8 protein-coding genes are annotated in these 12,463 nt (G+C 52.8%); 7 read left to right on the top strand and 1 reads right to left on the bottom strand.

What is annotated here, in order from left to right; translation table 11 throughout:
* Nucleotides 1-320 precede the first annotated feature (320 nt).
* From ACLJRU_RS15840 to trmL, 6 genes are all read left to right on the top strand, one after another.
* Nucleotides 321-1,004 (top strand): DUF3251 domain-containing protein, encoded by a 684-nt coding sequence (locus ACLJRU_RS15840; protein WP_001541113.1) that lies wholly within the window; start codon nucleotides 321-323, stop codon nucleotides 1,002-1,004.
* A 43-nt stretch (nucleotides 1,005-1,047) separates the two neighbouring features.
* Nucleotides 1,048-5,394, top strand: a complete 4,347-nt coding sequence (sadA, locus tag ACLJRU_RS15835; RefSeq protein WP_038394059.1) for a trimeric autotransporter adhesin SadA — start codon at nucleotides 1,048-1,050, stop codon at nucleotides 5,392-5,394.
* 298 nt (nucleotides 5,395-5,692) lie between these two features.
* Nucleotides 5,693-7,348, top strand: a complete 1,656-nt coding sequence (gene lldP, locus ACLJRU_RS15830; protein ID WP_001055308.1) for an L-lactate permease — start codon at nucleotides 5,693-5,695, stop codon at nucleotides 7,346-7,348.
* Nucleotides 7,345-8,121, top strand: coding sequence for a transcriptional regulator LldR (gene lldR / locus ACLJRU_RS15825; RefSeq protein WP_000636696.1), 777 nt, complete (start codon nucleotides 7,345-7,347; stop codon nucleotides 8,119-8,121). The genes lldP and lldR overlap by 4 nt, the downstream gene beginning before the upstream one ends.
* Entirely contained in the window at nucleotides 8,118-9,308 is a 1,191-nt protein-coding gene (lldD, locus tag ACLJRU_RS15820; protein ID WP_001541116.1) for an FMN-dependent L-lactate dehydrogenase LldD, read from the top strand. The genes lldR and lldD overlap by 4 nt, the downstream gene beginning before the upstream one ends.
* A gap of 64 nt (nucleotides 9,309-9,372) precedes the next feature.
* Nucleotides 9,373-9,846 carry a tRNA (uridine(34)/cytosine(34)/5-carboxymethylaminomethyluridine(34)-2'-O)-methyltransferase TrmL gene (trmL, locus tag ACLJRU_RS15815; RefSeq protein ID WP_000932336.1) on the top strand — a complete coding sequence of 158 codons (474 nt, stop codon included), beginning with the start codon at nucleotides 9,373-9,375 and terminating at the stop codon, nucleotides 9,844-9,846.
* A 67-nt stretch (nucleotides 9,847-9,913) separates the two neighbouring features.
* Here trmL and ACLJRU_RS15810 read toward each other — a convergent pair whose 3' ends face one another.
* Nucleotides 9,914-10,918, bottom strand: a complete 1,005-nt coding sequence (locus tag ACLJRU_RS15810) for a LacI family DNA-binding transcriptional regulator (protein ID WP_023235379.1) — start codon at nucleotides 10,916-10,918, stop codon at nucleotides 9,914-9,916.
* Between the two features lie 318 nt (nucleotides 10,919-11,236).
* On the opposite strand from ACLJRU_RS15810, the gene ACLJRU_RS15805 reads away from it, so the two are divergent.
* On the top strand, nucleotides 11,237-12,433 hold the full coding sequence (locus ACLJRU_RS15805) for an L-talarate/galactarate dehydratase (protein WP_001218249.1): 1,197 nt from the start codon (nucleotides 11,237-11,239) through the stop codon (nucleotides 12,431-12,433).
* Nucleotides 12,434-12,463: the final 30 nt, after the last annotated feature.

Here is a 12,463-nt window from a genome sequence, read left to right as displayed (position 1 = left end):
GTTTGTATTTATACAATGAATTTTTTCATCCTCTTTTCTCATACCCCGCAGAATATGATTGACCCGCAAAATTAAATAACATTATCATCCCTGAAAAAAATCCCCATACATAAACATTATAATTATATTTTTATAAAGCATTGCTATGAGCAATTGATAAATAACGTCGGGTTTTTGCGCGCTTCTATAGAAGCGACGAATGTTTTCATTCTAACCATACATTAATGAGTTATTGGCAATACTCGCTGAATGATGAGCTAGTTGTATAAATAACAGGTTAACTATTTATATTATATAAATTATTAACAAGGATATTTCATATGCACAAAAATGGAAAATTTATCCCCCTGCTTACGTTGGGATTCACATTCTTTTTATCTGGTTGTGATTACTTCGCAGATAAACACCTTGTTGAAGAAATGAAAGAACAACAAAAAGAACAAGAAACAAAGATAAACCTGTTAGAAAAACAACAAAAAGAACAAGAAGCAAAGATAAATCTGTTAGAAAAACAACAAGCTACGATTATCAACACAACCAAAAAGGTCACCGAAGTCGTTGGCCGCGTTGAACGCAAACAACGGCTATTCGACTATACAGAACTGGACCCATCACAAACGCACTATTTTATTATTAACAACGGCAATATCGGATTAGCCGGGCGTATTCTATCTATTGAGCCAATAGATAATGGAAGTGTTATTCATCTTGATTTAGTTAACTTACTCAGCATTCCGGTATCAAACCTTGCGTTTAATATGACATGGGGTACGAAAAAACCTTCCGAGGCAAAAGATCTGCCTCGCTGGAAACAACTCCTGCTCAACACGAAAATGGACTCGACAATCGAACTCTTACCGGGAGCATGGACAAACGTCACGCTAACATTAAAAGGCGTATCGCCCAATAATCTTAAGTATCTAAAAATAGGTATTGACATGGAGAATGTCATATTCGACAGCATACAACCTATTAACGATACAAAAAAGAAGCCAAAAAAATAATAGCCATTGATACAATCATTTTAGAAAAGGAAATTACTCATTCATGAGTAGAATATTTAAAGTCCTCTGGAATGCCGCTACGGGAACATTTGTTGTCACCAGCGAAACCGCAAAAAGCCGCGGCAAAAAAAACGGCCGCAGAAAGCTGGCGGTTTCCGCACTCATCGGTCTTAGCAGCATTATGGTTTCTGCGGATGCACTGGCCAACGCAGGAAACGATACAGGCGACGGCGTTACTCCAACGGGTACCCAGACTGGAGGAAAAGGGTGGATTGCAATTGGTACCGATGCCACAGCCAATACTTACACCAACGTTGATGGCGCAAGCGCCGCAATGGGTTATAAAGCCTCCGCGATGGGGAAATGGAGTACCGCCATTGGTTCCTACAGCCAGTCCACCGGCGACTCTTCGTTAGCGCTTGGCGTAAAATCGGTTTCTGCCGGTGACCGGGCCATTGCAATGGGCGCCTCATCCTCAGCCAGTGGAAGTTATTCAATGGCAATGGGTGTGTATGCCAATTCGAGCGGCGCAAAATCGGTTGCATTAGGTTATAGATCTGTCGCGAGCGGAGCAACTTCCTCTGCATTAGGTTATCAAGCTACTGCGAGCGGCGACGACAGCGCTGCTTTTGGTAATGGCGCAAAAGCGGTAGGCACCAACTCAGTTGCCCTTGGCTCGGGCTCTATCGCCCAAGAAGACAATTCCGTCGCCGTGGGTAACAGCACCACTCAGCGGCAGATCACCTACGTTGCTAAAGGCGACATCAATTCCACCAGTACCGATGCCGTTACAGGTGCGCAAATTTATTCTTTAAGTCAATCCGTCGCCGACCGACTCGGCGGAGGGGCTTCCGTTAATTCTGATGGTACAGTGAATGCGCCCCTCTACGAGGTAGGCACAGGCATCTACAATAACGTAGGCAGTGCATTAAGCGCACTTAACACGTCTATCACTAACACAGAGGCCTCTGTCGCAGGATTAGCCGAAGACGCGCTGTTGTGGGATGACAGCACCAGCACCTTTAGCGCTAGCCACACGGGAAACGCCAGCAAAATCACCAATCTGGCGGCAGGCACCCTGGCCGCAGACAGCACCGACGCCGTTAACGGCTCCCAGTTGTTTGATACGAACGAGAAAGTGGATCAGAACACTGCTGATATCACCGCCAATACCGACAGCATTAACCAGAACACCGCTGATATCACCGCCAATACCGACAGCATCAATCAGAACACCACTGATATCGCCGCCAATACGACCAGCATCAATCAGAACACTACTGATATCGCCACCAACACCACCAGTATCAACAGCCTGAGCGACTCCGTCACCACGTTCACCGATGATGCCCTGTTATGGGATGCTGACACTGGCGCATTCAGCGCTAAGCACAACGGAAGCGACAGCAAGTTAACCAATCTGGCGGCGGGTACCCTGGCTGCGGACAGCACCGACGCCGTTAACGGCTCTCAGTTGTTTGCCACCAACGAAAATGTGTCGCAGAACACAACCGATATCGCTGCCAACACCACCAGCATCAATCAGAACACCACTGATATCGCCACCAACACCACCAGTATCAACAGTCTGAGCGACTCCGTCACCACGCTCACCGATGATGCCCTGCTTTGGGATGCAGCCTCTGGCGCATTCAGCGCTAAGCACAACGGAAGCGACAGCAAAATCACCAATCTGGCGGCGGGTACCCTGGCCGCTGACAGCACCGACGCCGTTAACGGCTCCCAATTGTTTGCCACCAATGAAAATGTGTCTCAGAACACCACTGATATCGCCACCAACACCACCAGCATCAACAACCTGAGCAATTCCGTCACCACGCTCACTGACGATGCCCTGCTATGGGATGCAGCCTCTGGCGCATTCAGCGCTAGCCGCAACGGAAGCGCCAGTAAAATCATCAATGTCGCCGCCGGGGACCTTTCTGAAGACAGTACAGACGCGGTGAACGGCTCTCAGTTGTATGAAACCAACCAGAAGGTGGATCAAAACACCTCTGCTATTGCAGATATTAATACGTCCATCACCAATCTTAGCTCTGACAACCTGAGCTGGAATGAGACAACGAGTTCGTTCTCTGCCAGCCACGGAAGTAGTACGACAAACAAAATCACCAACGTTGCTGCCGGAGAGCTGTCTGAAGAAAGTACCGACGCCGTTAACGGATCGCAGCTGTTCGAAACCAATGAAAAAGTGGATCAGAACACGACCGATATCGCCGCCAATACCACTAACATCACTCAGAGCAGCACCGCGATTGAGAACCTGAATACTTCTGTCTCCGACATTAATACGTCCATTACCGGCCTCACTGATAACGCTCTGTTATGGGACGAAGACATCGGCGCTTTCAGCGCAAACCACGGTGGAAGCACCAGTAAAATAACCAATGTCGCCGCCGGGGCGCTTTCTGAGGACAGTACAGACGCGGTAAACGGCTCACAGTTGTATGAAACCAACCAGAAGGTGGATCAAAACACTTCTGCTATCGCGGATATCAATACGTCCATCACTAATCTTGGTACCGATGCACTGAGCTGGGATGACGAAGAAGGCGCGTTCAGCGCCAGCCACAGTACCAGCGGTACCAATAAGATAACCAATGTAGCAGCAGGTGAAATCGCCAGTGACAGTACTGACGCTGTTAATGGCTCTCAGCTCTATGAAACTAACATGCTGATTTCTCAGTATAGTGAATCTATTAGCCAACTAGCCGGCGATACCAGCGAAACCTATATCACGGAAAATGGTACCGGCGTGAAATACATCCGTACGAATGATAACGGGCTTGAAGGCCAGGATGCATACGCAACGGGTAACGGCGCAACGGCAGTAGGTTACGACGCCGTCGCCTCTGGCGCTGGCAGTCTGGCTCTTGGCCAAAACAGCAGCAGCATTGAGGGCAGTATCGCTTTGGGCAGTGGCTCCACCTCTAACCGCGCTATTACAACCGGTATACGAGAAACGAGCGCAACAAGCGATGGTGTCGTCATTGGCTACAATACAACAGACAGAGAGTTGCTGGGCGCGTTGTCATTGGGGACGGATGGAGAAAGCTATCGTCAAATTACCAACGTTGCTGACGGCTCTGAAGCGCAAGATGCGGTAACAGTTCGTCAGTTACAAAATGCCATTGGTGCGGTCACTACTACACCGACCAAGTACTACCACGCAAACTCAACGGAAGAAGATTCACTGGCTGTCGGAACTGACTCACTGGCAATGGGTGCGAAGACCATCGTCAATGCTGATGCAGGTATTGGTATTGGTATTGGTCTGAATACACTGGTGATGGCTGATGCCATCAACGGTATTGCTATCGGTTCTAACGCACGCGCCAATCATGCAAACAGTATTGCAATGGGTAATGGTTCTCAGACCACTCGCGGCGCACAGACTGACTACACCGCCTACAACATGGACACACCGCAGAACTCTGTCGGTGAGTTCTCTGTCGGCAGTGAAGACGGTCAACGTCAGATCACTAACGTCGCGGCGGGTTCGGCAGATACCGATGCCGTTAACGTTGGTCAATTGAAAGTAACGGACGCGCAGGTTTCCAGGAATACCCAGAGCATTACTAACCTGAATACTCAGGTATCGAATCTGGATACCCGCGTCACCAATATCGAAAACGGCATTGGCGATATCGTCACTACCGGTAGCACCAAGTACTTCAAGACCAACACCGATGGCGCAGATGCAAATGCCCAGGGTGCGGACAGCGTCGCGATTGGCTCTGGCTCTATTGCTGCCGCTGAAAACAGCGTGGCGTTAGGTACAAATTCCGTCGCAGATGAAGCTAATACTGTGTCTGTCGGCTCTTCTACTCAACAACGCCGTATTACCAACGTTGCCGCAGGGGTGAACAACACTGACGCGGTTAATGTGGCGCAACTGAAAGCCTCAGAAGCAGGCTCCGTGCGTTATGAAACCAATGCAGATGGCTCGGTTAACTATAGCGTGCTCAACCTGGGAGACGGGAGTGGCGGCACCACTCGGATCGGCAATGTTTCAGCGGCGGTGAATGATACGGATGCGGTTAACTATGCGCAATTGAAACGCAGCGTCGAAGAAGCAAACACCTATACCGACCAGAAAATGGGTGAAATGAACAGCAAAATCAAAGGGGTAGAAAACAAGATGAGCGGCGGTATCGCTTCAGCGATGGCGATGGCCGGTCTGCCACAAGCCTACGCCCCGGGCGCCAACATGACCTCGATTGCTGGCGGTACGTTTAATGGTGAAAGTGCCGTCGCCATTGGTGTCTCCATGGTAAGTGAAAGCGGGGGCTGGGTGTATAAACTGCAAGGAACCAGCAACAGCCAGGGCGATTACTCTGCAGCCATTGGCGCGGGCTTCCAGTGGTAATGAAGTAACAACACTCCCGACATCAAAGGCAATGGCATAATGCCATTGCCTTTTCACTTCCCTTTGTGGTCCTCTCCTCTCAATTGGCCCTACCAATTTTAGCCAGTTACCACAGCTTACTCACATTTCACTAAATTAACTCTACAATACCGTTGCCAATAAATAACATCTGGTTAACTATTTGTTGTCATTATCCATACACAACAATATTGGCAGGACCAATTTTACACATAATGTGACTTCAACGAGATGAGCAAAGATTCATCCCATTATGCGTGTGGTTCTCAGGAGACCTGCAATGAACCTCTGGCAACAAAACTATGACCCGGCGGGTAATATCTGGCTTTCCAGCCTGATCGCATCGCTCCCAATCCTGTTCTTCTTTTTCGCCCTGATTAAACTCAAGCTGAAAGGCTACGTTGCCGCTTCGTGGACGGTGGTTATCGCGCTCGCCGTTGCGCTGCTGTTCTATAAAATGCCGGTCGATCACGCGCTGGCATCGGTCGTGTATGGCTTCTTCTACGGGCTATGGCCGATAGCCTGGATAATCATCGCCGCGGTCTTTGTCTATAAAATTTCGGTCAAGACCGGGCAGTTTGACATTATTCGCTCGTCAATTCTGTCGATTACCCCCGACCAGCGTCTGCAAATGCTGATTGTCGGCTTCTGCTTCGGCGCGTTCCTTGAAGGCGCAGCAGGTTTCGGCGCGCCGGTGGCGATAACCGCCGCGCTGCTGGTGGGCCTGGGCTTTAATCCGCTGTATGCGGCAGGGCTGTGCCTGATTGTAAACACCGCGCCAGTCGCTTTTGGTGCGATGGGTATTCCGATTCTGGTTGCCGGTCAGGTCACGGGCCTGGACAGCTTTGAAATCGGTCAGATGGTCGGTCGTCAGCTACCGTTCCTGACCATTATCGTCCTGTTCTGGATTATGGCGATTATGGACGGCTGGCGCGGCGTGAAAGAAACCTGGCCTGCGGTGATGGTCTCTGGCGGTTCGTTTGCTATCGCCCAGTATCTCAGCTCCAACTTTATCGGGCCGGAACTGCCGGACATTATCTCTTCGCTGGTGTCTCTGGTGTGCCTGACGCTGTTCCTCAAACGTTGGCAGCCGGTACGCATCTTCCGCTTCGGCGATATGGGCGCGTCACAGGTCGATCAGACGCTGGCCCGTACCCGCTATACGACAGGACAAATTGTTCGCGCCTGGTCGCCGTTCCTGTTCCTGACCGCCACGGTCACTCTCTGGAGCATACCGCCGTTCAAAGCGCTGTTTGCCCCCGGCGGCGCGCTGTATGACTGGGTAATTAACGTTCCGGTACCGTATCTCGATAAACTGGTCGCCCGTATGCCGCCGGTTGTACACGAAGCGACCGCTTACGCGGCGGTGTATAAATTTGACTGGTTCTCCGCCACCGGCACGGCGATCCTGTTTGCCGCGCTGTTGTCTATCGTCTGGCTGAAAATGAAACCCTCAGCCGCAATCCAGACCTTTGGCAGCACGCTGAAAGAGCTGGCGTTGCCGATTTACTCCATCGGCATGGTGCTGGCGTTCGCGTTTATCTCGAACTATTCCGGGCTTTCCTCCACGCTGGCGTTAGCGCTGGCGCACACCGGCAGCGCCTTCACGTTCTTCTCGCCGTTCCTCGGCTGGCTGGGTGTCTTCCTGACCGGGTCCGACACCTCATCTAACGCGCTGTTTGCCTCTCTACAGGCTACCGCGGCGCAGCAAATCGGCGTCTCTGATGTGCTGATGGTGGCGGCGAACACCACTGGAGGCGTAACCGGGAAGATGATCTCGCCGCAGTCTATCGCCATCGCCTGCGCGGCGGTGGGACTGGTAGGGAAAGAGTCCGATCTGTTCCGTTTTACCGTCAAACACAGCCTGATCTTCACCTGTATGGTGGGCGTGATCACTACGCTTCAGGCCTATGTTTTAACCTGGATGATTCCGTGATTGTGATGCCAAAACGCCTGTCAGACGAGATTGCCTCTCGCGTGCGGGCGCTGATTGAAGAACAAAACCTGGAAGCGGGCATGAAATTGCCCGCCGAGCGCCAGTTGGCTCTACAGCTTGGCGTATCACGCAACTCTTTACGCGAAGCGCTGGCGAAGCTGGTCAGTGAAGGCGTGCTGGTGAGTCGTCGCGGCGGCGGGACATTTGTCCGCTGGCAGCACGAAACCTGGTCTGAACAGAATATCGTGCAACCGCTGAAAATGCTGATGGCGAACGATCCGGACTACAGTTTCGACATTCTGGAAGCCCGCCACGCCATTGAAGCCAGTACGGCCTGGCACGCCGCCATGCGTGCCACCGCTGCCGACAAAGAGAAAATCAGACTCTGCTTTGATGCGACGCTCAGCGAAGACCCGGATCTCGCCTCCCAGGCCGACGTGCGCTTTCATCTGGCGATCGCGGAAGCATCGCACAATGTGGTGCTGTTGCAAACCATGCGCGGTTTCTTCGACGTCCTGCAATCCTCCGTCAAACAGAGTCGCCAGCGTATGTATCTCGTTCCGCCCGTATTCTCAAAGCTGACGGAACAACACCAGGCAGTGATGGACGCCATTCTGGACGGTAACGCCGAGGGCGCGCGTAAAGCGATGATGGCGCACCTCAGTTTTGTCCACACCACGATTAAACGATTTGATGAAGACCAGGCCCGCCAGGCGCGTATTACCCGCCTGCCCGGCGACCATAATGAGATGACCAGGGAGAATAAATCATGATTATTTCAGCAGCCAGCGATTATCGCGCCGCAGCTCAGCGCACGTTGCCTCCTTTCCTCTTCCACTACATCGACGGCGGCGCGTATGCGGAATATACCCTGCGCCGAAATGTGGAAGACCTGTCGCAAGTCGCTCTGCGCCAGCGCGTGCTGAAAAATATGTCCGATTTAAGCCTGGAAACGACCCTGTTTAACGAAACGTTGCCGATGCCGGTGGCATTAGCGCCGGTAGGCCTGTGCGGCATGTACGCCCGTCGCGGCGAAGTACAGGCCGCCGCCGCCGCAGACGCAAAGGGCATTCCGTTCACCCTTTCCACCGTCTCCGTCTGTCCGATAGAAGAAGTTGCACCAACCATTCAGCGCCCGATGTGGTTCCAGCTTTATGTGCTGCGTGACCGGGGCTTTATGCGCAACGCGCTTGAACGTGCGAAAGCGGCGGGCTGCTCCACGCTGGTCTTTACCGTGGATATGCCGACGCCGGGCGCGCGCTACCGTGACGCCCACTCCGGGATGAGCGGCCCAAACGCGGCCATGCTCCGTTACTGGCAGGCGGTGATGCACCCTAAATGGGCGTGGGATGTCGGCCTGAACGGTCGCCCGCATGATTTAGGCAATATTTCCGCCTATCTGGGTAAACCAACCGGCCTTGAGGACTATATCGGCTGGCTGGCAAATAACTTCGATCCGTCCATCTCCTGGAAAGATCTGGAGTGGATACGCGAATTCTGGGACGGCCCAATGGTGATCAAAGGGATCCTCGATCCAGAAGATGCCCGCGATGCGGTACGTTTCGGCGCTGACGGTATCGTGGTGTCGAATCACGGCGGCCGCCAGCTCGATGGCGTGCTCTCTTCCGCCCGCGCCCTGCCCGCCATTGCCGATGCGGTGAAAGGCGATATCGCCATTCTGGCGGATAGCGGGATCCGTAACGGGCTGGATGTCGTGCGTATGATTGCGTTGGGGGCCGATACCGTACTGCTGGGTCGGGCCTATCTCTACGCGCTGGCGACGGCAGGAAAAGCGGGTGTCGCCAATCTGCTGGACCTGATCGAGAAAGAGATGAAAGTCGCCATGACCCTGACCGGCGCGAAAACCATTAGCGAAATCAGTGGCGATTCACTGGTGCAGGAACTGGGGAAAAGTTTGCCCGCCGCGCTGGCGCCAATGAGCAAAGGCGATGCCGCCTGAACGCCTGGCGCGTGAGAGCCCGGTAAATTTCTGCTATTCTGCCCCCCGCATTTAAGGGGGCATCATGCTTAACATCGTACTCTTCGAACCAGAAATCCCGCCGAATACCGGCAACATCATTCGTCTTTGCGCCAATACCGGCTTTCGTCTGCACATCATCGAACCGATGGGGTTTACCTGGGATGATAAGCGCTTACGCCGCGCAGGGCTGGACTATCACGAATTCGCCGCGGTTCAGCGCCATCACGATTATGCCGCCTTTGTCGCCGCCGAAAACCCGCAGCGCCTGTTTGCGTTGACGACAAAGGGCACGCCCGCCCATAGCGCCGTAAGCTATCAGGATGGCGATTATTTGATGTTTGGCCCGGAAACGCGCGGCCTGCCCGCCAGCATTCTCGATGCGTTGCCTAAAGAGCAGAAGATTCGCATTCCGATGATGCCGGATAGCCGTAGCATGAACCTGTCGAATGCGGTGTCGGTGGTGGTGTATGAAGCGTGGCGCCAGTTAGGATACTCCGGCGCGGTATTACGGTCGTAATATATTCAATGCCGGATGGCAGCTGACGCCTGATCCGGCCTGGCCGATCCCGATGGCATGTTCCCGTTTATGCGGACTCTCGCTCAATCAAATGAAAGCCAATATCCACAATAGCTTCTGCGCACGGTTTCTGTTCAATACGATCGGCCAACAGCGTAGCGGCGCGCTGACCAATGGCGCGTCTGTCAACGCTTACGGTAGTAATTGACGGTCGATTGCTGGCGGCAAAATCAAGGTCGCCAAAACCAATAACCGCTAAATCATGCGGGATGCGCAAACCACGGCTTTCCGCCTCCATCATCGCCCCCTGTGCCAGGGTATCAGAACTGCAAACAATGACATCAAACGTCCCTTCGTCAAAAAGCTGGCTTAAACCGCTGCGCCCCAGCGAAAGCGATGCCGGAAGGGGGGCACCTACCTGCGGTACGGCATGAATAGCGTGGCGTTGAAGAACACTACATAACCCCTGCTTACGTTGCGCGGCTCGGCGATCGGCGGTCCACAACAAGCCGGGACGACGATAGCCCTTACTCAGAAGATACTCCCCCGTCGCCTGCCCGACTTTTTCATGGGAAAAACCGACCAGCATATCAAGCGGCGTGGGCGTTAAGTCCCAAATTTCCACCACCGGAATAGCCGCGTTCAGGATGACCTTTTTCAGTTCTATCGTGTGATGGATCCCGGTAAGCACCACGCCATCGGGGCGGCGGGAAAGCAGTGTCGCCACCAACTCCGCTTCCGTTTGTTCGGTATATCCCGCCACGCACAGCAATATGTGATATCCGCGTCGGGCCAGTTCATCGCTCAGCGACTGGATGGTATCGACAAACATGTTGTTGTTAATTTGCGGCACGACGACAGCGATTAATTTACTCCGTCGCGACGCCAGACCACCGGCTAACGCGTTGGGTATGTAGCCTGTGACGCGAACCGCCTGCATGACTTTCTCAACCGTTTTGGGGCGAACCAGTTGTGGCGAATTCAATGCCCGGCTGACTGTCATCGGAGACAGCCCGGCGCTACGTGCTACATCTTCCAGCGTCGGCGCACGAGGTGATTTGGTTCTCTTCACGTCTGATGCCCCTGCAAAGATTGGCTGATTTATCCGCGCATTATTCATCATGCCTGCGGCTATTGCCAGCTTCGCATCAGGAAAGGCCGTAAATACAGTAGCTTATCAAGCTCAGTCATTACAAAATGATAGCGCTATCATTTTGTATTATGCATTTCCCCAGATATTTTTGGATCGTGATCTATTTTGCAATAAATTCTGCTTTTTATACGACATATGTGATCAAATGTTCAAATCAACATCAACTTTCTGGATCCTGCGCTCGCTTAATAATAAAAATGTTAGCGCAATCATTTTGTGATTATCAGGAGAAAAAAAATGGCTTTAAGCGCGAATTCCGACGCCGTAACGTATGCAAAAGCGGCGAATACCAGAACCGCGGCAGAAACCGGCGATCGTATCGAATGGGTGAAGCTATCACTGGCTTTTCTACCGCTGGCGACGCCAGTGAGTGACGCGAAGGTACTGACCGGTCGCCAGAAACCTTTGACCGAAGTGGCAATCATCATTGCCGAAATCCGCAGTCGCGATGGCTTTGAGGGCGTTGGTTTTAGCTACTCTAAACGTGCTGGCGGCCAGGGTATTTATGCTCACGCCAAAGAGATAGCCGACAATCTACTGGGCGAAGATCCCAATGATATCGACAAAATATACACCAAGCTGCTGTGGGCCGGAGCCTCGGTGGGGCGTAGCGGGATGGCGGTACAGGCTATCTCCCCTATCGATATCGCCTTATGGGATATGAAGGCTAAACGTGCCGGTCTGCCACTGGCAAAACTGTTGGGCGCGCACCGCGACTCCGTTCAGTGTTACAACACCTCAGGGGGGTTCTTGCATACACCGCTCGATCAAGTGCTGAAAAATGTGGTGATTTCCCGCGAAAATGGCATTGGCGGTATTAAGTTGAAAGTCGGACAACCCAACTGCGCTGAGGATATTCGCCGCTTAACCGCAGTACGTGAAGCGCTTGGGGATGAGTTCCCGTTAATGGTTGACGCTAACCAGCAGTGGGATCGCGAAACGGCTATCCGCATGGGGCGTAAAATGGAACAGTTCAATCTTATCTGGATTGAAGAACCATTAGATGCTTACGACATCGAAGGCCACGCCCAGCTTGCTGCCGCGCTGGATACGCCTATCGCCACCGGGGAAATGCTGACCAGTTTCCGGGAACACGAGCAGTTGATTCTGGGCAATGCCAGCGATTTCGTTCAGCCAGATGCGCCGCGTGTCGGCGGTATCTCTCCGTTCCTGAAGATTATGGATCTGGCGGCGAAACACGGGCGTAAGCTGGCACCGCACTTTGCGATGGAAGTACACCTGCACCTTTCCGCAGCGTATCCCCTGGAGCCGTGGCTGGAACATTTCGAGTGGCTGAACCCATTATTCAACGAGCAACTTGAGCTGCGCGATGGCCGCATGTGGATTTCCGATCGTCATGGTCTGGGTTTCACGCTCAGTGAACAAGCGCGCCGCTGGACACAATTAACATGTGAATTTGGCAAACGCCCTTAACCCGACTGGCGGGAATCCGTCCCGCCTCTC

Origin of the sequence: Salmonella sp. SAL00653, from assembly GCF_046552515.1 — a bacterium.
In the GTDB taxonomy this organism is placed as follows: domain Bacteria; phylum Pseudomonadota; class Gammaproteobacteria; order Enterobacterales; family Enterobacteriaceae; genus Salmonella; species Salmonella enterica.
The sequence above is the reverse complement of the archived record's forward strand: the minus strand, read 5'-3'. Positions and strand labels throughout refer to the sequence as shown.